The organism is Candidatus Woesearchaeota archaeon, from assembly GCA_018675335.1.
Classification (GTDB): Archaea; Nanobdellota; Nanobdellia; order Woesearchaeales; family UBA11576; genus JABJCP01.
Genome location: JABGYH010000007.1, coordinates 13,213 through 33,960, shown reverse-complemented (window position 1 = coordinate 33,960; position 20,748 = coordinate 13,213). Strand labels below are relative to the sequence as shown.

27 protein-coding genes are annotated in these 20,748 nt (G+C 31.7%); 15 read left to right on the top strand and 12 right to left on the bottom strand.

The features are described from left to right. Nucleotides 1-61: 61 nt before the first annotated feature. Nucleotides 62-511, bottom strand: a complete 450-nt coding sequence (locus HN587_04545; GenBank protein MBT7903112.1) for an Lrp/AsnC family transcriptional regulator — start codon at nucleotides 509-511, stop codon at nucleotides 62-64. A 221-nt stretch (nucleotides 512-732) separates the two neighbouring features. Between HN587_04545 and HN587_04540 the strand changes: the two genes are divergently transcribed. Together HN587_04540 and HN587_04535 are read left to right on the top strand one after the other, a co-directional pair. After that, nucleotides 733-1,278, top strand: coding sequence for a GNAT family N-acetyltransferase (locus HN587_04540; protein MBT7903111.1), 546 nt, complete (start codon nucleotides 733-735; stop codon nucleotides 1,276-1,278). 165 nt (nucleotides 1,279-1,443) lie between these two features. Next, nucleotides 1,444-1,653, top strand: a complete 210-nt coding sequence (locus HN587_04535; protein MBT7903110.1) for a hypothetical protein — start codon at nucleotides 1,444-1,446, stop codon at nucleotides 1,651-1,653. Nucleotides 1,654-1,727: 74 nt separating this feature from the next. On the opposite strand, the gene HN587_04530 is transcribed toward HN587_04535, so the two are convergent. Beyond that, on the bottom strand, nucleotides 1,728-2,021 hold the full coding sequence (locus HN587_04530; protein MBT7903109.1) for a hypothetical protein: 294 nt from the start codon (nucleotides 2,019-2,021) through the stop codon (nucleotides 1,728-1,730). Nucleotides 2,022-2,091: 70 nt separating this feature from the next. Beyond that, the gene (locus tag HN587_04525) at nucleotides 2,092-2,415 is read right to left on the bottom strand and encodes a hypothetical protein (protein MBT7903108.1); all 324 of its coding nucleotides are present in this window, start codon (nucleotides 2,413-2,415) and stop codon (nucleotides 2,092-2,094) included. Between the two features lie 157 nt (nucleotides 2,416-2,572). Here HN587_04525 and HN587_04520 point away from each other — a divergent pair, with 157 nt between their 5' ends. Then, on the top strand, nucleotides 2,573-3,307 hold the full coding sequence (locus tag HN587_04520) for a hypothetical protein (protein ID MBT7903107.1): 735 nt from the start codon (nucleotides 2,573-2,575) through the stop codon (nucleotides 3,305-3,307). A 4-nt stretch (nucleotides 3,308-3,311) separates the two neighbouring features. Here the strand turns inward: HN587_04520 and HN587_04515 are convergent, their stop codons facing one another. The 4 genes from HN587_04515 to HN587_04500 all read right to left on the bottom strand — a co-directional run bounded on the left by HN587_04515 (nucleotide 3,312) and on the right by HN587_04500 (nucleotide 6,161). Next, nucleotides 3,312-4,067: a hypothetical protein gene (locus HN587_04515; GenBank protein ID MBT7903106.1), complete on the bottom strand. Its 756-nt coding sequence runs from the start codon at nucleotides 4,065-4,067 to the stop codon at nucleotides 3,312-3,314. A 114-nt stretch (nucleotides 4,068-4,181) separates the two neighbouring features. Then, complete coding sequence (locus tag HN587_04510; GenBank protein ID MBT7903105.1) at nucleotides 4,182-4,553, bottom strand: hypothetical protein; 372 nt, start codon at nucleotides 4,551-4,553, stop codon at nucleotides 4,182-4,184. Next, entirely contained in the window at nucleotides 4,554-5,729 is a 1,176-nt protein-coding gene (locus tag HN587_04505) for an MFS transporter (GenBank protein MBT7903104.1), read from the bottom strand. Nucleotides 5,730-5,858: 129 nt separating this feature from the next. Beyond that, on the bottom strand, nucleotides 5,859-6,161 hold the full coding sequence (locus tag HN587_04500; protein MBT7903103.1) for a nucleoside triphosphate pyrophosphohydrolase: 303 nt from the start codon (nucleotides 6,159-6,161) through the stop codon (nucleotides 5,859-5,861). 225 nt (nucleotides 6,162-6,386) lie between these two features. Between HN587_04500 and HN587_04495 the strand changes: the two genes are divergently transcribed. After that, nucleotides 6,387-6,971 (top strand): cysteine synthase family protein, encoded by a 585-nt coding sequence (locus HN587_04495; protein ID MBT7903102.1) that lies wholly within the window; start codon nucleotides 6,387-6,389, stop codon nucleotides 6,969-6,971. 35 nt (nucleotides 6,972-7,006) lie between these two features. On the opposite strand, the gene HN587_04490 is transcribed toward HN587_04495, so the two are convergent. Next, nucleotides 7,007-7,756 (bottom strand): type 1 glutamine amidotransferase-like domain-containing protein, encoded by a 750-nt coding sequence (locus tag HN587_04490; GenBank protein ID MBT7903101.1) that lies wholly within the window; start codon nucleotides 7,754-7,756, stop codon nucleotides 7,007-7,009. Beyond that, nucleotides 7,753-8,184 carry an ASCH domain-containing protein gene (locus tag HN587_04485; protein ID MBT7903100.1) on the bottom strand — a complete coding sequence of 144 codons (432 nt, stop codon included), beginning with the start codon at nucleotides 8,182-8,184 and terminating at the stop codon, nucleotides 7,753-7,755. Before HN587_04485 ends, HN587_04490 begins: the two co-directional genes overlap by 4 nt. A 74-nt stretch (nucleotides 8,185-8,258) precedes the next feature. Between HN587_04485 and HN587_04480 the strand changes: the two genes are divergently transcribed. Both HN587_04480 and HN587_04475 read left to right on the top strand, forming a co-directional pair. Continuing rightward, a complete protein-coding gene (locus tag HN587_04480; GenBank protein ID MBT7903099.1) occupies nucleotides 8,259-9,638 on the top strand; it encodes an MATE family efflux transporter in 1,380 nt (459 codons plus the stop codon). A gap of 58 nt (nucleotides 9,639-9,696) precedes the next feature. Next, complete coding sequence (locus tag HN587_04475; protein ID MBT7903098.1) at nucleotides 9,697-10,029, top strand: hypothetical protein; 333 nt, start codon at nucleotides 9,697-9,699, stop codon at nucleotides 10,027-10,029. A gap of 20 nt (nucleotides 10,030-10,049) precedes the next feature. Here the strand turns inward: HN587_04475 and HN587_04470 are convergent, their stop codons facing one another. Then, on the bottom strand, nucleotides 10,050-10,511 hold the full coding sequence (locus HN587_04470) for a PH domain-containing protein (protein ID MBT7903097.1): 462 nt from the start codon (nucleotides 10,509-10,511) through the stop codon (nucleotides 10,050-10,052). A 140-nt stretch (nucleotides 10,512-10,651) separates the two neighbouring features. On the opposite strand from HN587_04470, the gene HN587_04465 reads away from it, so the two are divergent. Further along, entirely contained in the window at nucleotides 10,652-10,831 is a 180-nt protein-coding gene (locus HN587_04465; GenBank protein ID MBT7903096.1) for a hypothetical protein, read from the top strand. Then, complete coding sequence (locus HN587_04460) at nucleotides 10,821-12,704, top strand: protein kinase (GenBank protein MBT7903095.1); 1,884 nt, start codon at nucleotides 10,821-10,823, stop codon at nucleotides 12,702-12,704. Before HN587_04465 ends, HN587_04460 begins: the two co-directional genes overlap by 11 nt. On the opposite strand, the gene HN587_04455 is transcribed toward HN587_04460, so the two are convergent. After that, nucleotides 12,647-13,564, bottom strand: coding sequence for a hypothetical protein (locus HN587_04455; protein ID MBT7903094.1), 918 nt, complete (start codon nucleotides 13,562-13,564; stop codon nucleotides 12,647-12,649). The genes HN587_04460 and HN587_04455 overlap by 58 nt on opposite strands. A 183-nt stretch (nucleotides 13,565-13,747) precedes the next feature. Here HN587_04455 and HN587_04450 point away from each other — a divergent pair, with 183 nt between their 5' ends. Beyond that, nucleotides 13,748-15,001, top strand: coding sequence for a hypothetical protein (locus HN587_04450; protein MBT7903093.1), 1,254 nt, complete (start codon nucleotides 13,748-13,750; stop codon nucleotides 14,999-15,001). Between the two features lie 68 nt (nucleotides 15,002-15,069). Here the strand turns inward: HN587_04450 and HN587_04445 are convergent, their stop codons facing one another. Next, on the bottom strand, nucleotides 15,070-15,738 hold the full coding sequence (locus HN587_04445) for an HAD family hydrolase (protein ID MBT7903092.1): 669 nt from the start codon (nucleotides 15,736-15,738) through the stop codon (nucleotides 15,070-15,072). Between the two features lie 107 nt (nucleotides 15,739-15,845). Here HN587_04445 and HN587_04440 point away from each other — a divergent pair, with 107 nt between their 5' ends. The 6 genes from HN587_04440 to HN587_04415 all read left to right on the top strand — a co-directional run bounded on the left by HN587_04440 (nucleotide 15,846) and on the right by HN587_04415 (nucleotide 20,743). Further along, nucleotides 15,846-16,376, top strand: a complete 531-nt coding sequence (locus HN587_04440; protein MBT7903091.1) for a MarR family transcriptional regulator — start codon at nucleotides 15,846-15,848, stop codon at nucleotides 16,374-16,376. 137 nt (nucleotides 16,377-16,513) lie between these two features. After that, on the top strand, nucleotides 16,514-17,479 hold the full coding sequence (locus HN587_04435; protein MBT7903090.1) for a heavy-metal-associated domain-containing protein: 966 nt from the start codon (nucleotides 16,514-16,516) through the stop codon (nucleotides 17,477-17,479). A gap of 6 nt (nucleotides 17,480-17,485) precedes the next feature. Beyond that, nucleotides 17,486-17,656, top strand: coding sequence for a hypothetical protein (locus HN587_04430; protein ID MBT7903089.1), 171 nt, complete (start codon nucleotides 17,486-17,488; stop codon nucleotides 17,654-17,656). Beyond that, nucleotides 17,653-18,102: a DUF2318 domain-containing protein gene (locus tag HN587_04425; protein MBT7903088.1), complete on the top strand. Its 450-nt coding sequence runs from the start codon at nucleotides 17,653-17,655 to the stop codon at nucleotides 18,100-18,102. Before HN587_04430 ends, HN587_04425 begins: the two co-directional genes overlap by 4 nt. A 64-nt stretch (nucleotides 18,103-18,166) precedes the next feature. After that, nucleotides 18,167-20,365, top strand: a complete 2,199-nt coding sequence (locus tag HN587_04420; protein MBT7903087.1) for a copper-translocating P-type ATPase — start codon at nucleotides 18,167-18,169, stop codon at nucleotides 20,363-20,365. Nucleotides 20,366-20,473: 108 nt separating this feature from the next. After that, complete coding sequence (locus tag HN587_04415; protein MBT7903086.1) at nucleotides 20,474-20,743, top strand: hypothetical protein; 270 nt, start codon at nucleotides 20,474-20,476, stop codon at nucleotides 20,741-20,743. Nucleotides 20,744-20,748: the final 5 nt, after the last annotated feature.

The window sequence follows — 20,748 nt, the reverse complement described above, 5'->3', positions numbered from 1 at the left end:
AGTTGGGGGTGTTGGTCGTGTGGAGGGTGTAGTGATTGTGTGGTTGGTGCAAGGTTAATAGTTACATTTCAACAAATTCTGTTTTTACTTCTTTAAGTGACGTAAGTGTTTTTATTTTTACAACTCCTTTTCTAGAAATAACATTTTTAATTAAATTATAATATTCATCTTGGTCTTTTACTCTAAGTTTTACTATTAATTCCCAATCGCCAGTTATTACATCTACGCTTTCTATCTCGTCGTGTTTGGCAAGGTCCTTTCCAATTCTTTCTGGATCGCCATATTCGTCAGGTGATAAATTCAAAAGTACAAATGCAGTGAATCCGCAATTGATTTTTTTATGATTAAATACTGCTTTGTAAGTTTTTATTGCACCTATCTTTTCTAATTTTTTTATGTTGTAATGTATTGTGGTGGCTGGCTCTTTTATTTTGCGTGCTATTTGTGCGATTTGAGGTGTTGCGTGGCCTGTTTTGAATAGTTGGATTAGTTTAGATTTGATGTCTTTCATACAAAATTGAATAACATTCGATAATTTATAAGTTTTTTGCTTATTTTTCGAATAATTGGCAATTAAATATTTAAGTTAAATCTGTTTAGTAGTATATAGCTTAGATTGGAGAACGAGATTCAAAAATCAGTTGAAGGGCGATGTAAAAGTTTTTATGGAGGTGGCAGGAATGCCAGCAGAAATTGCAGATTTAGTTTATTGAGAGCCAGACTATTGTAAGGGTGGCTAAAGATCGGGATGTTGATATAATTGCAAAGTTATACGAAACAGAGTTTCCCGAACATATAATGGTTGATCGTGGTTTGTTAAATAATCCAGATTATATTAAAGATCATATTCACAATCCTGACGAGGTTTGGGTTGTTGCAGAAAAAGACGGACAAATTGCGGGTGTTGCAGCATTATGTGTTGTTGGACCAATTGGCCTTGGAGAAATTGAACGTGTTTGTACTTCGAAGCCTCATAGGGGAAATGGTGTTGCACATAGTATGTGTGATTATTTGCTGGATGAAGCGCGAGGGCGCAAATTGGGGTTTGTTGAAGCATTTGCTCGGGGAGACCAACCTGCGATGCAGCGTACTTTTGAAAAACTAGGATTTAGGGTGTATGGTGTTGCGCCTAGATTTGAAATAATCCACGACGGTAAAGTTGCAAGGGAACAGTTTGTTCATATGGGGTATGAATTAAAACCTGAAACTGTTGATGAGGAAAATATGCGTTTAATTCCTGCAGCTAGAATTGTGTATGATCAAGTTCATAAAATTTAGTTTGAATTGATTAAATTATTTCTTTTTTTTATTAATTCTCAAGTAATATTCACTACTGGTAGATAGAAAACTTTATATACTGGACTTCGCAACCTATTGAGTACGAACTAATTAATTTTAATTAAGTTTATTTCATACTATTAAACTCGATCGGAGGCATTCAAAGTGTTTTTAAATGAAAATATGGTTAAAAAAGCGTTTAAACGTGTTAAAGAAGATGTTTTAAGTCTTAAAACTTCAGTTAATGAGTGGATTTTGTTCTTAAATTCTAATCAAAGGACTATGAAGTTACAACTTGTAGCACTTGAAAAAAAAGTTGCAAAACTAGAAGCTAAACTTGGATCTTCACAAATTCAAGAACTTAGAAATATTTAATTTTTTTTACAATATTTTTTCTAAAAATTTATTTTATTGATTCTAATTTATTTGTTTTATTTATTCTAATTAGCTTAAGCTTGTGGTTGGTATGCAGGTTCTAATTTTTGTTCTTGTCGCGCATATTCGTTTAATACGTAGTCTGCTCCTTTTTGAACTAATTTGGCCCAGTTATGCTCGTTGCGATGGGTATGCCAATTAAGTGCGCTCATGTATTTTGTAACGAAAGTATCTATGCTTCCAACTTTGCTAATTACTACTTCGGGTGTTAAATATCCTCTTGATAGGGTAGTTCCCTCTTTTCGTTGAAAAACTGCGAGCCAGATTAAATCTTCTCCTAATTGTAAGTGCGAATATTCGTCGTTCATATATTTCTGGGCCTCATGTTTTTTTAATATTTATTTTGTTTTAAGTATTTGTATGTTTGATTATTTTTATTTATGGCTTTTTTTGATTTGTTGAATCTGATGTTTGTTCGTTTGTTTTAGTTGCTGAGTAAATTAATAATGTTAATGAACTTGCAGCCATAACAATTCCTAGTGCAACATTTAGTGGTTTATTTTCTCCTGCAGAAATTACTGCTGAGTATAGTCCTGCAAATATTCCTGATGGGGATGAAATGTATCTTAAGTATTTGCCCATTGGGGTGGTTCCGGCAGTAAATACATTAAAGCCCACTGAAACTGGATCGGGAATGGTTGCTGCTTGATAGATTCCGATTCCTGTTATGGTTGAAGTTAGTATTGTTTCTAATGCATCCATTTTTGGTATTTTGTTTTATTTTGTTTGTTTTATTTTAATGTATTTTAGTTAGTTTTTGGTTGGTTTTTTAGTTAGTTTATAAGTTTTTCTTTACGTGGTTACTAAGTAGTGGTAAAAATAGAAACATTTATATACTTCTTCGTAAGCAGGCAATCGTATGAAACGTCCTAAATCTACAAAGACGGTAATTGAAGGCGCTACTGGTGGAGTGGTAGCAATTGTGCGACCTATTTATGAAGGTTTAATTGACACTCCTGTGAGGGAATTTTATCCTGTTCTTAATTTAGATGATGTTTTAGCGTTTGAACTTGGAGTAACTGAGCTTAGAAATCAGCACCCTGTATTTTTTAAAGATTTTGTTGATCATGCAACTATTTATGAATTATTTAGGGAAGTTTATAATGCATCTGATGGGGTGTTTCCTAATTATTCGGGGGCATTTCCTAAATTAGTAAAATATAATAAATTTATTGGGAGATGTAGGGGTCAACGTCCTTCTGAAAGTGATTCTAAAACTTATGGTAAGTTAAATCCATTCGGCAAAACAAGAAATTTGAAAGAAAGATTATCTTTAGTTTCTGAAGGTGATGTGGGAACATTAAGAGAAAGGTTGGTTGTCGAACCTAGTTTATTTTTATTTGAAACTGATTTTCATAGGGATCCAAGAAGTCATCATGATTCTGGAAAACGCGTGCGTGTTTTACCTCGTCCGTTTCCTGCAGCGGGTTACGATACTAGACGAATCGTGCAAGCATATGTTTCTTCAATCAGTACTGTTTTGAGAAGTTATGATCCAACTCATGTTAATCCTTCAACAATTCCGGCTCCTGTTAAAAAAGAAGATCCAGTTCCTCCTAAAGCGGAAGGGCCAGTTCAATTAAAATTATTTTAATATTTTAAATTTCAATTTCTAGAAATTTTTGTTTCTTATCGCTGCTAATATTATAAATTGGTTTTCCTGAATAATTAATTCTTCCTGATCTATGTGTGTGTCCGCAAAGTCCGATGGCAACTTTTGGGTGCGAATATGCTTCTTGAAATTCGGTGCTTCCCATAAATAAATTTTTAAAATCAAAATATTCTGTGTGTCCGTACTTTAAAAATTCTTTGAATGCAACGTGGTGTATTCCTAAAACTATTTTATCTACACTATCTGAAACTTGTTCAATATGTTCTTTTACTCTGCGAAAACATATTTGATTAAATTGTGTTTGATTAATTCCTCTAGTATCAAATTCTTTTTTGTAAAAATCAGTTGAAATTTCTCTGTATTCTTCGAGTCTGGATCCTGAGTATAAACTTAAATCATACCATCCAACGTTTCCAACAAATCCTATATTTCTAACAACTGCAGGGGAATCATCAAGTAATTGGAATCCGTATTTTTCAAAAACATCTTTCAAACGAGAATAGTTCTCGCCAATAAATCCGTTGATTCTTAATTCGTGATTTCCAAGATAAGCTAACTTTGTTCCTTCAAATTTACTTAATCCTTCAAGACCCAATTCTAAATATTCTTTTGTTTGAGAAACATCTCCTCCGACAACTAAAACATCTCCTGGGATTTGTGCGACTTGATCAATTGTTTCAAGTCCAGTTTCCCTGTGTTCTTCTTTGTCTAAGTGTAAATCTGATAAAGCAATGAGTTTCATTTTTCTAAAACCTCTAATTTTCATTGCTTAGAATATTGGTTTAGATAATTATAATATTAATTGGAGATTTTTTTATCAAACACTAAAAATTAATGAATATGTTAAGAGAAAAAGTTAATTAAGAATTGAGGGGTATTTTGAGATCATTCTAGCTATTGTGTCTTTTGGTAAACTTCCAAAATCAAGACATGCAGTTGGGTGTAGTTTTGCACGATAGCCTGCTTCTAGTAATGTATAAACTTGGGTGATACAACATGCTCTTTTCAAACCTCCTGATACAATTACTTCTAAATCGTCAGTTGGTTGAGGCATCAAAGGGTGAAGTTCGTATGCGGGACCCATGAGTTCTAAGGGGGGAGTTGTTGCAGTTTGTCTTAAAGAATTAATTTCTGCGAGTGTTGTTGTTGCTTTTTCACCTAAATCGCAGGTTAAGAATGAATTTTCAATAATTATTTCCTCATGAACTATTACATTTAATTGTCTCATCTATCTCACTAAGTTTAAATTTAATTTTTTAGAATAAAAATACAAAACGACAAAATAAATAATTAAAACTCCTCCTAAAAATATGAATCCTTTTTGCATCGTATGTGTTTTGGTGATGTATCCTATTGTGGGGAACATAATAAAAATTCCTAAATTGTTAAACATGTTTTTTATTGAAAGCATTGTTGCTCTGTGTGATGTTTCAATGTGGTGATTCGTGTAATGATTTACAAAAACGTAAAAATAACCTGAAACAAACTGTATGATTAATAAAAATATAAATCCAATTTTTGGGATCATTAAACTCATAAGAGCGACACCGAGTAAAATTCCCATTTGGGTAATAAAAAAAGATTTTCTCTCTCCAATTATTGCTTCCCATTTGTAAGTTTGCTTTGATGCAAAGCTAGCAAGTAAAGATCCGACAAATGCAACTACTCCTATGAGTGAGATTGGAATTAATATTGCTTCGAGATATGCTGATGATATGGATAAGCAAATGGATATTGTTGCGACGAGGGGGACTGAATAAAATGCAAGATATTTGATGTAGTTGTGATTTTTAAAATAACTCAGCCCTTCTTTTAAATGAGTGATTGAATTTTTAAAACTTAATTTTTTAGAACTCAAATAAGGTTCTTCTAAGAAAAATGTTAATATAAATCCTATTCCAACAAAAGGTATTGAAAGTATTGCGGGTAGTTTGGGATTTAAACTAAATAGGTAGGCTCCAATAATAAACACTAGGGCCATGGAGATACTTGTTATGGTTTGTAAGTTTCCACTTATTTTTTTATGTTCGGAAACTCGTTTTAATTTTTTAAGTGTGTCATAAAGCAGTGCTTGATCTGTTCCTGAAGATAAACTAACTCCGATTCCACTTATTATTTTTGCAATTAAAAAAATCCAAAATCCATCATAAAACGCAATCATAAATAGTTCTACTAAATACAATGATCTTGAGATAATTAGTGTTTTCTTTTTTCCAAGTAAGTCTGCAATTACTCCTGATGGGATTTCAAGAAGTAGTGTTGCGAGTGCAAATACTCCCATGATTAATGCGAATTCTTCTATTGTTACTTTTGATGCGATATAAAATAGTGCTAGAACTGGAATAAAAAATCTTGCCCACATCAGGCTTCCAATGGTATATATTAGTGGAATGTTTTGCTTCATGACTGTTTTTATTGGTGTGTTGTTTATAAATATTATCTTACTAAAAAGTTTAAAACATTTAATTAATGATTATAGAAATAATTATTTTCAATATGGAAAAAAATAACATTGATTAAAACTTCTAAGAACTCAATCTATTCGTTCAAGAATTATTCTTTTTTCAAATTTGCCTCGTTCTTCTACTTTCTTTTTTCGTATTACTCGTAATTGATCAAAACCTAGATTTTTGTAATCGCAAATGGCTTTTATTACTTCCACAATATCTGCCAGTTCTTCTTTTTTTTCACTTTCTAAGAATTCATCTACTTCCTCAACTAGTTTTTCGCGAAGTTTAATCCAATATTCATCTGGCTCGGCTATTCTGGTGAGTGGAATTCGACCATCTGCTTTTATTATTTCTGGTATTTTATCCCGAACTAATTTTGGTTTCATATTAGTTAACTTGTTTTTGATTTATATATAATTTCCGTTTATTTAAACAAAAATTTTATAAATAAATAACATATTACTAAAAATATGAAAACAATTATTAATCAAATTATTGTATGTTGTTGTTAATTCTAATTGCATTGTTCTAGTTTTATTATCAAAATTTTTTCTAATAAATAAAATCTATTTGGAGGTATAAAAAAATGAAAAAAATAAAAACTATAAAGGGTGATTCCTCCTGTAGCAACAAATTTGTTCGAACTAGTTGGTAATACTCCACTAGTTGAAGTTGAAAATATTTTTGCAAAGTTAGAAACTTATAATCCGAGTGGAAGCATCAAAGATCGCATGGTTTCTTACATGATTCAAAAAGCAATACGAAGCAACAAACTCAAAACAAATTCTAAAATTATTGAAGCAACGACAGGCAATACTGGAATTTCGTTAGCAATGTTTTCTGCAAATCTTAATTTTAAGTTTACTGCAGTTATGCCTGAACACATGAGCAAACAAAGAAAACAAATTATGAGACAATTTGGTGCAAACTTAGTTCAAACGCCAAAAGAAGAAGACATAATGGGTGCAATAAATAAATATGGCGAACTGATAAAAACTCATTCTGACGCTTGGCGGCCTATGCAGTTTGAAAACAAACATAATTTTGAAGCCCATGAATTTGGTTTGGGAAAAGAATTGGTAAGTCAACTTCCAACAATTGATGCATTTGTCGCAGGGTTTGGAACGGGAGGAACTTTAATTGGGGTTGCAAAAGCATTAAAAAAACACAGTTGTAGGTGGATTTTTATTTATTAGAAAAAAAGATTAATTAGCATCTCAATTTTTTTTCTTTATTTTTTTAATAATTCAGGTAGTGGATAAAATTCTTTTTTCTTTTCAATGAGGTTTTGGTAATATTTTCCTGCTTTCCAATAAACTTTGTAAGCATTAGCGTCTTTTTTTGAAGAAATTATTCTATACCATTTGCCCACAATTTCAATTGCACAGCAGTTATCAATTGCAATTGCAATTCCGCTTGTTTTTTTCATCATTTTTTTTAGATCTTTTTTTCTGTTTTTTTCAAAATCATAGTGTGGGCAAAAAAGTGCATTCACTAGATTTAATCCTTTAACTTTTATCAAGTCTGCAGATGGATTTGTAATTCTTCTAGAATCTGAGTTTCCCTGTTTAAACCAGCATATTGCACCTGCACTAATGCCTGACAGAACTATTCCTTTTGAAATTGCTTTTTTTATTATTTTATCAATTCCTTTTTTTCGCCATGCAATCATAAGTTTTAGTGTGTTGCCTCCGCCGACATATAGTGCATCACTCCTAAATATTTTTTGTTCAATTTCTTTTTTTGATATTTTATTATCTAGTAAGTTTAAAACATCAACGCTGCATCCAAGTCGTTTACCAAAATGTTTTGTTACAACATTAAAATATCCTTCAGAATCATTGCTTGCAGTTGGAATGAACAAAATTTTTGGTTTTTTCTTTCCAGTTAATTTAATTATTTCTTTGTCTATTTTTGTGGTTTGGATGGGTTGTCCAGGTCTTCCTATTTCTCCACCACCAATTGCAATTATTCGATTCATTTTTTCACCTCGGTTATATTCTCAACACATAGCCATGCAGACATAAGTCCATATCCTGTTTTATCAATAAAAAATGGTTCAATTCTTACTGGATTTTTTAAATAAATTAATATGCAATAATTTTTATCAGAAAACTGCTTAGCATATTCAGATATTTTATCAGTTTCAATTCCAAGTGATTGGTGATGTTTTTCTAATAACTTAATTAGTTTAGAATTATTTAAATCTGGTACTTGAATAACTCGCAAAACTTCCGCTTTTGCAATGACTGGATCTCCTGAATCTTTCAAATAAACTGTTTCTCCTTTTTTTATTTTATTCCAAGGATCTCTTTTTGTTTTGTACCATCTAGATTCTATTGTTTTTTCACCTGATAAAATCTTTGAAGTCAGTTTCCATTTCTTTTTTAGTATCGCAACATGGTCCATAACAAGACATACTCATTTATTCTTATTAAATTTATCCAAAATGTTTTAAACTAACTCATTTTTCTATTGAGTTGATGGAACATAAAACTATGGGGGTCAAAACGCTTTTGGCAGATCCAAAAAAAGCAATTCTTAAACTAGCTTGGCCTATGATGATTGCGATGTCTTTGCAGACAGTGTATAATGTTGTTGATGCAATTTGGGTGTCAGGTCTTGGTTCTGATGCATTATCTGCTGTTGGTTTTTTCTTTCCATTTTTCTTTGCATTAATTGCAATAGCAACCGGTCTTGGTGTTGGTGGCGGCGCATTTATTTCTCAATACATTGGTGCTAAAAATAAAAAACTTGCAGATTCAGTTGCAACACACACTTTTGTTTTAACAATTGTTGTTTTTATTATTATTTGTATTCCTCTTATGTTTTTTTCAGAACATATTTTTGTTGCATTGGGTGCGGGGTCAATTATTCATTTATTGGGGCCTTATGCTAAAATTATTTTTGGAGGATCTTTTTTTATTTTTTTCTCGATGGTTGCAAATGCAGTTCTTCGTGCAGAAGGTGATGCTAAACGTTCAATGTATGCTTTAATGGTTGGCGCGGGACTCAATATTGTTCTTGATCCATTATTTATTTACACTTTTGGTTTTGGTGTTTCAGGTGCTGCGATTGCAACAGTAATTTCTGTTTTTGTAGCGTCATTAATTATTGCGTATTGGTTATTTTTTAAGAGTGATTCATATCTTAATATTAATTTTAGAAGTTTTAAGTTTGATTGGTTTATTGTAAAACAAATTTTTAGTGTTGGAATTCCAACTGCGCTGCAACAATTTTCGATGGCGGTGATGATGCTTTTTTTAAATTATTTTTTGGTGTTTGTTGGTGGAACAGATGCAGTGGCTGTTTTTTCTACTGGTTGGAGAGTTGTAACTTTTGCAATTTTACCTTTAGTTGGTGTGGCAACGGCAGTTGTGTCAGTTTCAGGAGCAGCATTTGGTGCAAAGAAATTTAACAATCTTAAAATTGCTTTTTTATTTTCAACTAAACTAGGTTTAATAATTGCTGTGGTTGGAGGAGTACTAACGTTTGTATTTGCACCTCAAATAGCATTTCTATTTACTTTTTCAAAAAATTCTGCTCATATCGCACCTCAACTTATCGCATTTTTAAGAACTATTTGTTGGTTTTATCCATTCACTCCATTAGGTATGTTTTCTTCATCTTTTTTTCAAGGAGTTGGATTAGGGATTAGATCGCTCATAATTACTTTGTTAAGAACATTAGTTTTTGTTTTATTATTTTGTCTTTTATTTACTTTTGTTTTTTCTTTCGGAGAGTTTGGAGTTTGGTTAGGTGTTGTAATTGGCAACGGATTGGGTTCAGTAATAGCATTTGGTTGGGCGTATAAAACAATTAATTCTTTTTTAAAAACGAATAGTGCAACGTCAAAAAAATAATAAATAAATTTAAGATTCAAACAATAATTTTATATACTATTCTTAATCAATTATTTTTATGCAACATACGCAACATCATATTCATAAAAGAAAGGCAGTTCATAAAAATAATCAGAAACATTTTATTTCTGATAAAAAAATTAAACTTCTTGATGGTATTTGTACTTGGGTTGCAGTTATTATGCCTTTGTCAGCATTACCTCAAATTCATAAAATTTATTTTCTTAAACAAACCGAAGGTGTTTCTTTACTAATGTGGTTACTTCTTTTCTTTCTCTCAATACCTTTGTTTATTTATGGTGTTGTTCACAAAGAAAAACCAATTCTTATTCTAAATTTATTGTGGTTGATAATGCAATCAATTGTTGTTATTGGTTTGTTAATTTTTTAAGAAAAAGTTAATAAAAAAATTTAATGTTTATTTAACAATCTTTGAAGTTCTTTGTAAAGTTTATCAGGTTTATCTAAATATTGTAGATTTATTCCTCCTCCCAAAGCACCTCTTGCAGTTGTTTGATGTCCTGCAGTTGCTAAACTTATAGTTCCAGTTCCAAAAAGTCTATCCCAAACAGATTTCGTAAGAATACAGTCAGTTACTTTGTTGTAATGTACTGTTCTTTGAATTATGTTTAAAAATCCTTCATAGAATTCCGCTTTTTGTGGGTAAAAAATATATTTTCTCGCATTTAAGTTTAACAATCTAAAAATTGTTATAATCATCGCAATTGATACTCCAATTATTACTGAAACTCCTATTCCTAGACTTATTGAAAAAAAACTTGCCCAAAAGCCCATGAATAGTGCAACAAGTATTATTGGAATTATTGCAACTGCAATATTTGGTCTTAATGTAAATAATGGTTTTTCAATCATTTTATCAAATTGAATTGGTTGGGATTTATAAGTGTTTTTTAAATATTTTAATTCAAATTAATTAACTACTACTAAGTAACTAAAAAAACCAAACATTTATATACTACTTCTTTCGTTACTGTGCAATAAATACATATCTTATGTATAAATTGGGTAAAATTATGGTTGAACTTAAACAATTCACAATCACAAAAAAGGTTGCAAAACACGGTAAACAAGCAATTATTGTAGTTCCTAAGCTCCTAGAAGATCAACTTCCGCCAGGAACAATTGTGGAAGTCAAGCTCATCGTTATCAAAGAGGTAAAAGATGACTGCTGATCCTATGCACGTAACATCTGAGCCTGATCAATTAGGTTTTAGTAGATTTTGGCCTGGTGTGCGAAGTGATGTTAAATCTAATTCTGAACTAGAACTAATCCTTCAAAAACGGGGTTACAGAGTTATTGACAAAATTGGGGAAGGAAATACTCGTGATGTTTATGTTGTTGAGTATCAACAAGGACTAATTAAAACAAAAAGGGTTCTTAAAGTTCCAAAATCAGTATTTGATTCCAATTCTGCAACTACTGTGATTAATTGGCGAGGTGGAAGAGATCTTAATCAAAGAGAAATTGCGGCATCTAATAACTTATCACATCCAAATATAGTTCAAATATTAGATACATTTGAGTTTGAAGGTAAAACTATGACTGTTGAGGATTATTACGACTCAACTTCTTTAGAAGAACTTATCAGGTGGAGTCCTTTGGCGGATGACCCTCGAAGATTTGGAAGTATTTTTGGACAAGTTCTTTCTGCGCTAAAATATCTTCATTGTGAAAAAAAGATTCTTCATAGGGATATTAAACCAAATAATATTCTTGCTTCAACTAGAAATTCTTCTTCAATGCCACATCTTAAATTAACTGATTTTCAAAATGCGACGAGTATGGGTTCTGTTGAAGATTCTTTGGCTCAAACTAGGGGTGGAACTGCATATTCGTATCCTGATTTGTTGAATTGTCTTATGGAGGGAAAGCCTACTAAATCAGGTGTACGAACTGAGTTTTATTCTTTGGGTGCAACAATGTTTTTTGCACTTACTGGATCACATTTATTTGATAGGGAATTAGTTGTGGGAGAAGGTGGGACGAGAATTAAAGCAGGGGATAAATACATTGATATTGTTCTTAGAGAAGATGGAAAAATTATTGATGGCATTGGAACTGCAGAGCATGAATTAGCAATAAAGAAAAGACTTAAAGAAGTTCCTCGTGCGTATCGCCCACTACTAAAATTTTGTTTGAGTTTAGAAAATGATCCTGATCAGTATGTGAATCCAAAAATAGCGCATGAATTGTTGGATGGACATTTTAAAAAAGCAACTAATTCGACCTCTTGGAAACTTGCTAAGAAATTTGGACATCAAGTTAAAATGTGGGGTGCTGCAACGGGAGTTATTATGGGAATTATAGTTGGAGGTCATTTCATGAATTTAACTAATGAGTATGCGCAAAGACTAGAACCTACTGTTGAGCGCATGTTGTTCGGTGGTAATTTTTTAGAATCTCAATCTTATTTTTTCCAAAATGAAGAAAAATATGAAATGGCTGATCTTCAACCATATTATGCGGAGATTAAAGAAAATATTGGTTGGTTGGAAAAAGAATATGAGCAATATGGTGATGCAGTTCAACTGGACGTTAGAATGCGTAAATTTAGTGTTAGAATGACTCAAGCAATGTTGATGAGTATTATGTTAACTCCGAAAGAAGAAATTAAAACAGAGTATGGAAAAAAACGATTTGATATTTCTTTAGTGCCGTATGTTTTTTCAATGAGATTTCAAAGAAGATATGGTGTGGGTTCGGCATCTCCTAATTTACATCTTGGGCAAAAAATAGGGTTTGGTATGAATTATTTGAAACAGTGTCTTGGAACTAATGGTTCTGTTGCGGATGTTTATGCTTGTTATTTTGCTGACGATGAAGATCCTGTGCTGGATATTTTTCACGCACGAGCTAAAGCGAATAATCATAGTTTTTACACAACAAAGAATGGTCCTGGCTATGGTTCATTTCTTTCAACCACAAAAAAAGATCTTATTATGAGGGCTATTGCATTATATTCAATTACTGATGAAACTGGTGTTGTTCACACAGAATTGTTGGGTGATAATAACATGCCGATGAGTGGGCTTGTTGATAAATAAAAATGTTTGGCTGATGAAGCTAAATGAAAATAAACAATATTCTCTGCATTTTTCTTTTTAATTTCGGAATAAAAATCTTTATAAATTATTATTTTTTCTTTCTCATGTACGAGTTCTGCTTTTGAAATGTCTTTGTACAAATATGCTTCTTTTAACAAATTAAATAGATTTTTTAATCTGTTTACAAATTTAAAATCTTTGAAATTAGTTTTGTTTTTATCGAGATATTTATTTAGGTGATATAATTCTCTTTGGCCATGTATTATTGTGTTTAAAAATGCCCAAAAAAGATTTGCTTCTTCGAACTCTAAACCTTTTTTAGAAATCATTCGTCGACAGAAATTATCATATTTTTGTATTCTTTGTTGTATTTCTATATAATAATCCGTTTCTTCTCCATTAATTCTTGATCTTGTAACTTCAATTAATTCTGAAATATTAAAAAAAACTTTTCGCAGTATTTTTTCAAATTGATCTGGTGCTGGTTCAGTTATATTTTCAATTAAACAACTGTTTTTTGCTTTATGGGATATATCGAATCCTATTAAATGAGTTTTAATTATTTCATTTAGTTTGTGAAATTGTTTTTCTGTTTCAAATTTTACGAGTATTTTATCATATCCGCTTCTATATGTGTTAACTATTAAAGTTCTTATTGACGTTTCTATTTGTTTTGTTAATTCTATTGTTGTTTCATTATATTCTACTTCGATTTCATCTGAAGAAATTTGTAAAAGATTATTTTTTGTTATGTCTATATTTATTTCTGAGCCTTTTTTAATTTTATTTTCTTTGGCCCATTTACTTGGTAAACTAACCATGAGTGTTGCAGCACCTTGTTTGACTACTTTTCGTTTCATGGGATTTGTAAGCTGTGCGGGATATTTAAACCTTTCTAAAAATTTATACTTTTTTTAATATTTATACATTTATACTGGTATATATAGTTTAATCAAAATGTTTATATTTGCTTCCCGAAACTTAAACTTTGTAACTATTGCGTAATAACGACAAGAAAACTTGTTTTTTGGGAGGGCGAAAAAATGAAAGCAGAATTTGAGGGAGAAACATTCAAACAATTAAAAAGTGGCATTTACGTGCCAAAAGAGTATCATTTTGAATTAGAACATCCTGTGTTAAGTAAAGCAGTAAATCTGGGAAAAAATACTTTGGCATTAGGTTTGGCAACAATCGTGCTTGCAACTGCAACGCCTGTATTGGCAGATCAACCTGTGCCTGATCAAGGTGTGCCGACTGATGATGCTGCGCAAGTTGAAATGGTTGCCGAAGAAGCACCAAAACCAAATGATGTATTTGGTGGAACTTTAGTTAGCAAATCTGGTGGTGTGGATACATTAGTTATGTATGGTCATGAAAATGGCGCGGTAATTAATGCAGAATCAAAAAATCCTATTTGGGATGAAGCACCAATTCATTTGTTTAGCTTAGGATTAAAATCGCCTACCTTTGGAAATGATTTATTTAGAGTTGCAACAGCAACAGATTTAGCTCATGATCTTAGTAGTTGGGGATATACTGCATTTTTAGAAGCATTCCCGACCAAAGGTCTTACTTTGAGAAGTGGTGCATTTCAAGCAGGAAGTGATTCGAGTACTGATATTTTGGGTGGATTTATCGGAGCAAAGTTTGCAATGGATTTTTTAACTCTTGATGCTGATGTTTGGTACGATGGAACTCAATTTAACGGACATGGTTTTGTTAGTGGTGCGATCCCTTTAGCGAATTCAGGTCATTTATACTTGAGTGCTGGAGGAGACATCGAGCAAAGAACACTTAACACTTTAACTGGTTGGATAAATCCTGGTAGTGTTGGGATATTTAACAAGGTGAGTGTTGATTTTGATGATCATGTTCAAAGTGGTTGTTTTATGATTGCAGATCAGTCAACATACAAAAAAGGAAGTTATGATTTTAAGCAACATGTTTTTAATGGAACTGGCATGAGAATGGTTGCAACGGGACATATTCTCGACGGATGGGCTCCTTTTAGTGCGCATCATACTGAGAACATATCTTTTGCAGTTAATTGGGCAAATAGTGATGATGCAGTATCTGCGAGTGGGATGTTTTACTTTAGACCGAACTCGTCAGTTTTTGTTGGTATTGGTGCGGGAGATTCATTTGATAAAGTAACTGGAGATCATAGTCCTATTGCGAGAGCAGAACTTTATGCAAAAATTTATGGGCCTTTAGAAGCTTGGATTGATTTGCCGATTAATTTAGAAACAGGTGCAATGACTCCTATGTTATATGTTGGCGCATCAAAATCTTTTTAATTTTTTAAATATTTTTTTTATTTCAGTTTTTTCATTAATAATTAATTTAATTTCTATTTACCAAATACTTAATTCAACTCAACTAAAACTTCTCTTAAATCCTGTATTAATTTGTAAGGTTTAGTGCCTCCATTGCGAACATCAACCCAAGGGTGAGAATATTGGTATGCGCGACCACCACTTTGTGTGATAAATTCAACGTCGGGGGGAGAATCTCCAACTCCAATTATTTGATCATATGTTTTTCCCAAAAGTTTTTGTTGGATAACATACTCGGTTAATAATTCTAATTTAGATTTTGAATTGCCTGGATTTTGGGTTGCAAAAGAATTGCCATTTGGAAAATATCTTGTTAAATCAACCAGCCCTAAAAACCATGCAAGCCCGGAATCAAGTGTGTTTGAGATTACTATTTGATCATGTTCGCTTTGAGCGATTGTTTCTAAAACTTCTTGGGAATGAGGTGCAGGGGATATTACTTTTGCAGTAATTCCAGGATTTGCGAGCGAATATGCATAACTTGCTTCTTCTAATTCTAAATGAATTGATCTGTTAGTACCAGGCAAAAGAAATTCGAAATATTCGTGCCATTTCAGGCCAAACATTCTTTGGCAGTCCTCGATTGTAAATCTTTCACTATAGCCTGAGTTTTCAAGTACTGCATTGCTAACTGACATTACTGCGCGTTCGGTTCCTTGTTCTAATACTCCGTGAAAATCCCATACAAATAATTTCATAATCTATAAAAAACGCTGTTGAATTAAATAGTTTTCTCACTCATTACTGGGGGACTATTGTTTTAAAACCAATATTTTATAAATAAAATGTGAATGTATTCTTATTTATGAATCAAAAACATATTGGAATTGTATTAATAATTGTTGGGATATTAGTTTTTTCCTTAGTTTTATTTAATAAATCTCGAGAAGATTTTTATGTTAATCAAATTATTGAAGAACGCAATTCTTGTTTTTTAGAAGATGGAACTTGTTTGCATGATCTCAAAACTAGTCCGGTTTACATTGCAGGCTACGCAATGGCAATTGCTTTATTTTTATTCGGTATTTACTTAACATTTATTGATAAGACTCAAGAAATCTTAATTCAAACTCAATCAAAAATTGCAACTGCAGTAAAAGACTCATCTAAAAAAGAAAAGTTTGAAGCGTTTGTTGCAGGGTTTGAGGTTGATGAACAAAATGTTCTAAAAGCAATTCATGAACAAGATGGGATTCAACAATCTACTTTAAGATATCGAACAGGAATTTCAAAATCAACGCTGTCTTTAATTTTAAAATCCCTTGAAGAACGTAATTTTATTACTAAAAAACCCTCTGGTAAAACTAATAAAGTATTCTTAAGAAAAAAGTATTAAAATACGTCCATAAACGTTCTAACCCTCATATGTTGTAGTTCTAAACGATAAACTTGCTTAATCAGTCTAGAATGTATTTAATAAGACCCTCAATTACTAAACCTTATGACATTCACGAGGATTATGAGGTGGTATATATGAAAAAGACAATTAAAGTGTCTGGAATGACTTGTGGTAGTTGTTCTAAATTGATTGAATCTGAACTTTCGGATATTAAAGGAATTAAATCTATTAATGTGGATTTAGCAGATGATTCAGTATCAGTTGATTTTGACAGCAAAAAAATAAGTTTAACAAAAATTAAAGATAAGATTGCACATTTAGGATTTTCGCCTGAAGGTGCAAATCATACTTCTAAACATAAAACATCAAAACATTCAACTTCAAAAAATACTTTTTGGAAAGGCGTGATGTATGGATTAATTCCACATATTGGTTGCATTGCATTTATTATTGGTTCAATTTTAGGTGTCACTGTTCTGATGAATTTTTTTAAACCAATGCTTATGAATAGATATTTTTTCCATGTGTTAATATTAATCTCTTTGGGATTTGCAACGTTATCTTCTTTTATTTATCTTAAAAATAATGCGCTTTTATCTTGGAAAGGTGCTAAAAAGAAATGGCAGTATCTATCTATCATGTATGGTTCGACAATTGGTATTAATTTAATATTATTTATGTTGATTTTTCCGCTACTTGCAAATGTGTCTGTCGCATCTCCCTCGCAAACTGCCCAGTTTGGAGATGCGGCACTCACATTAAGTGTCGATATTCCGTGTCCTGGTCACGCACCGCTAATTTCAGAAGAGTTAAAAACAATTAACGGAGTTTCAAATATTCATTTTAGTTTTCCTAATGATTTTGAAGTAACGTTTAGTTCGAAACAAACATCAAAAGAAGAAATTCTTAAGTTGGAAGTTTTTAATGAGTATCCCGCAACTGTTATTAGCGAATCAACTGTTGTTAGTGAATCATTACCTTCAACTCAAGCAACTAAAGTAGCACCAACAACAGCAACAACAGGGGCAGCTGAAGGAAGTTGTGGTGGTTGTGGAACTCCATCTTGCACAGGTTCGTGTGGTGGATCTTGTGGAGGTTAAGTTTTAATGACTTACTCAACATGCCCTATGTTTGGCAGTTTAGGTTTTGGTACAGGATCAGCAATATTAAGCTGGCTTTTGTTTATTTTTTTATTCGCTCTTATTTTTTGGAGTGTGTATTATTTTATTTTTAAAGATCTTATTCAACAAAATAAGCGTAAAGGTGGTCAGAAATGAAAAAATTATTATTAATATTGGCATTGTTTTCAATAAGTATTTTTTTAGTTGGGTGTGGTAGTTCAACTTCTCCAACAGGAAATGTAGTTGCAAACACAAACTCAAATATGGTTAAAATACCACTTTCCGAACTTTCAAACAGCGCATCCTTTTATGAATATGATTCTGCAGGAACAAAAGTTAGGTATTTTGCAGTGCTTGGTTCTGACAATCAAGTTCACACTGCATTTGATGCTTGTGATGTTTGCGGAGGAAGTCAAGGTTATGTTCAAGTAGGTTCAAAGATGAAATGTAATAAATGTGGAACTTCTTTTGAAATTGATGACATTGGAACAAAGAATAAGCCTGGAGGATGTTGGCCTAGTTTTTTAGCACACGCAATTGAAGATGATTTTGTTTTAATTAATGGGGCGGATCTAGAACAAAATAAATTCAGGTTTGTTTAGATGAAAAGATAAGTGAGCATATTATTTAGATAATAGCATATATTATTTGTGTTTGGTGATTCATATGAAAAAAGATAATAACAAAATTAACTTGGATATTTCAGGAATGCATTGTGCTAGTTGTTCGGCAATAATTACTAAAGCTTTAGAAAAAAATTCTAAAGTAGCACAAGCAACAGTTAATTTAACAACTAATAGTGCGACAATAACAACAAATACAAAAACTTCTCCTGTAGAGTTAATGAAAATTATAAACTCAAAAGGATTTGGTGCAAAATTAAGTGGATCGGAATCTTTATCTAAATCTTTTCAAAAAAAGAAATCAGAATTAAATGAATTAAAAAATTATTTATTTTTAAGTTTATTATTTGCAATTCCTACTTTTATTTTGGGCATGTTTTTTATGAAATCACCCATTCCTTATCAAAATTATATTATGTGGGTTTTAGCAACTCCAATTCAGTTTTATGTTGCGTTGCCAATGTATAAAAGTGCATGGCAATCTTTAAAATCTTTTTCTGCAAACATGGATAGTTTGATTGTTCTTGGAACTAGTTCTGCATATTTTTTCAGTGTGTATGCAACAGTTACAAATTCAGGTCATCAATTTTTTGAAGCAAGTGCAGTTTTGATAACTATTGTTGTGTTTGGGCGTTTTTTAGAAGCAAGAGCAAAAGGTAAAACTTCTGATGCAATAAAACAACTTATGAATCTTCAACCAAAACTTGCAACAGTTATTAGGGATAAAACTGAATTTAAAATCCCTGTTGATCAAGTTAAATTAAATGATATAATTTTTGTAAGACCTGGGGAAAAAGTTCCAGTTGATGGTGTTATTGTTGAAGGGTTTTCTTCAGTTGATGAAAGTATGGTTACAGGAGAAAGTATTCCTGTGGAAAAAAACAAAGGAGAATCTGTAATTGGTGGGACGATTAACAAACATGGATCTTTTAAATTTAAAGCAACTAAAGTTGGTGCTAATACTACTCTTGCTCAAATTATCAAATTAATTCAAGATGCTCAAGGAAGTAAAGCTCCAATTCAACGTTTTGCAGATAATGTTGCTGCGTATTTTGTTCCTGCAGTTTTAGGTATTGCAATCATAACTTTTTTTAGTTGGTTTCTTTTTTCACATGGCGATTTTAAATTTTCTTTAGTTGCAGCAGTATCTGTTTTAGTTATTGCATGTCCTTGTGCACTTGGTCTTGCAACGCCGACTGCGATAATGGTTGGAACGGGTAAGGGTGCAAAAAAAGGAATTCTTATTAAAGGTGGTGAAGCATTAGAAACTGCGCATAAATTAAAATACATAATTTTTGATAAGACTGGAACAATAACGCAAGGAAAACCAAAAGTAACAGATATTGTTTCTTTTTCAAAAAAGCATTCAAAGTCAGATATTCTTAAAATTATGGCAAGTCTTGAAAATTCTAGTGAACATCCGCTAGCTGAAGCAATTGTAAAAAAAGCTAAAGAATCTAAGTTTGCGTTAAAATCAGTTTCGGGTTTCAAAGCAATTCCTGGTAATGGGGTGACTGGAAAAATTGGTTCTACAAAATATTTTTTAGGTAATGCTCAATTATTACTTAATAATAAAATTTCTTCAGAGGAATTTACAGAATCAATCAATTCTTTAGAATTAGAAGGTAAAACAGTTATGCTTCTTTCAAATAATTCAAAATTATTAGGAGTTATTGCAGTTGCTGATACAATTAAACCTTCATCGAGATTTGCAATTCAAAAACTTCACAAATTAGGACTTAAAGTATTTATGATCACAGGTGATAATGAACGAACTGCGAATGCGATTGCAAAACAAATAAATCTTTCTTCAAAAAATGTTTTTGCAGGTGTTCTTCCAAAAGACAAAGCAGATTATGTTAAACAACTTCAAAGAAAAGGTTTAGTTGCAATGGTTGGTGATGGTATTAATGATGCTCCTGCATTGGCAATTGCAGATGTTGGTATTGCGATGGGTTCTGGAACTGATGTTGCGATGGAATCAGGTGATATTGTTTTAATGCGAAATGATCTTTTAGATGTTCCAAAAGCAATTAAGCTTAGTAAATTAACTATGACAAAAATTCGTCAGAATATGTTTTGGGCATTGTTTTACAACACGTTAGGAATTCCTATTGCTGCAGGATTATTGTATCCATTAACTGGTTGGCTTTTATCTCCTATGATTGCAGGTGCTGCAATGGCTTTTAGTAGTATTAGTGTTGTATCAAACTCATTATTGTTAAAGTCTAAGAAATTATAATTTTTTTTATTGTGTGTTTTTTTCCCTTGGGTTTTTTCTTGTTTTTTTTTGATTTTATTTATATGATTCACAATAATTTTATATAATATTATTTTAATCTAAACCCTCATGGAAATAAAACTTATTGCAGAAAACGAAAAAGGTAAAACTTTTCAAGCAGATAAGTTTAAAATTCTTTACAGAGTAAAAGATTCTATTGCAGGAGATAACGAAATTAATGTTTCAGAATCTATTTATTTAATAACTGGCTCGGCCAAAATAACTCTTAAAGATAAAACTTGGATTGTTAACGCACCATCAAATTTTCAATTTCCTGCAAAAACTTATCATAAAATTAAAGCATTGACTGATATTAGTTTTATAATCTTCGAGAATTAGTATTT

Bases quoted from the DNA above. Each gene is read 5' to 3' on its own strand.
- HN587_04500 (MBT7903103.1), bottom strand. From the start codon at position 6,161: ATGAAACCAAAATTAGTTCGGGATAAAATACCAGAAATAATAAAAGCA.
- HN587_04505 (MBT7903104.1), bottom strand. From the start codon at position 5,729: ATGAAGCAAAACATTCCACTAATATATACCATTGGAAGCCTGATGTGG.
- HN587_04485 (MBT7903100.1), bottom strand. From the start codon at position 8,184: ATGGACCATGTTGCGATACTAAAAAAGAAATGGAAACTGACTTCAAAG.
- HN587_04465 (MBT7903096.1), top strand. From the start codon at position 10,652: ATGTATAAATTGGGTAAAATTATGGTTGAACTTAAACAATTCACAATC.
- HN587_04450 (MBT7903093.1), top strand. From the start codon at position 13,748: ATGAAAGCAGAATTTGAGGGAGAAACATTCAAACAATTAAAAAGTGGC.
- HN587_04530 (MBT7903109.1), bottom strand. From the start codon at position 2,021: ATGAACGACGAATATTCGCACTTACAATTAGGAGAAGATTTAATCTGG.
- HN587_04430 (MBT7903089.1), top strand. From the start codon at position 17,486: ATGACTTACTCAACATGCCCTATGTTTGGCAGTTTAGGTTTTGGTACA.
- HN587_04475 (MBT7903098.1), top strand. From the start codon at position 9,697: ATGCAACATACGCAACATCATATTCATAAAAGAAAGGCAGTTCATAAA.
- HN587_04415 (MBT7903086.1), top strand. From the start codon at position 20,474: ATGGAAATAAAACTTATTGCAGAAAACGAAAAAGGTAAAACTTTTCAA.
- HN587_04545 (MBT7903112.1), bottom strand. From the start codon at position 511: ATGAAAGACATCAAATCTAAACTAATCCAACTATTCAAAACAGGCCAC.
- HN587_04425 (MBT7903088.1), top strand. From the start codon at position 17,653: ATGAAAAAATTATTATTAATATTGGCATTGTTTTCAATAAGTATTTTT.
- HN587_04460 (MBT7903095.1), top strand. From the start codon at position 10,821: ATGACTGCTGATCCTATGCACGTAACATCTGAGCCTGATCAATTAGGT.
- HN587_04440 (MBT7903091.1), top strand. From the start codon at position 15,846: ATGAATCAAAAACATATTGGAATTGTATTAATAATTGTTGGGATATTA.
- HN587_04435 (MBT7903090.1), top strand. From the start codon at position 16,514: ATGAAAAAGACAATTAAAGTGTCTGGAATGACTTGTGGTAGTTGTTCT.
- HN587_04520 (MBT7903107.1), top strand. From the start codon at position 2,573: ATGAAACGTCCTAAATCTACAAAGACGGTAATTGAAGGCGCTACTGGT.
- HN587_04515 (MBT7903106.1), bottom strand. From the start codon at position 4,067: ATGAAACTCATTGCTTTATCAGATTTACACTTAGACAAAGAAGAACAC.
- HN587_04455 (MBT7903094.1), bottom strand. From the start codon at position 13,564: ATGAAACGAAAAGTAGTCAAACAAGGTGCTGCAACACTCATGGTTAGT.
- HN587_04510 (MBT7903105.1), bottom strand. From the start codon at position 4,553: ATGAGACAATTAAATGTAATAGTTCATGAGGAAATAATTATTGAAAAT.
- HN587_04490 (MBT7903101.1), bottom strand. From the start codon at position 7,756: ATGAATCGAATAATTGCAATTGGTGGTGGAGAAATAGGAAGACCTGGA.
- HN587_04470 (MBT7903097.1), bottom strand. From the start codon at position 10,511: ATGATTGAAAAACCATTATTTACATTAAGACCAAATATTGCAGTTGCA.
- HN587_04480 (MBT7903099.1), top strand. From the start codon at position 8,259: ATGGAACATAAAACTATGGGGGTCAAAACGCTTTTGGCAGATCCAAAA.
- HN587_04445 (MBT7903092.1), bottom strand. From the start codon at position 15,738: ATGAAATTATTTGTATGGGATTTTCACGGAGTATTAGAACAAGGAACC.
- HN587_04420 (MBT7903087.1), top strand. From the start codon at position 18,167: ATGAAAAAAGATAATAACAAAATTAACTTGGATATTTCAGGAATGCAT.
- HN587_04525 (MBT7903108.1), bottom strand. From the start codon at position 2,415: ATGGATGCATTAGAAACAATACTAACTTCAACCATAACAGGAATCGGA.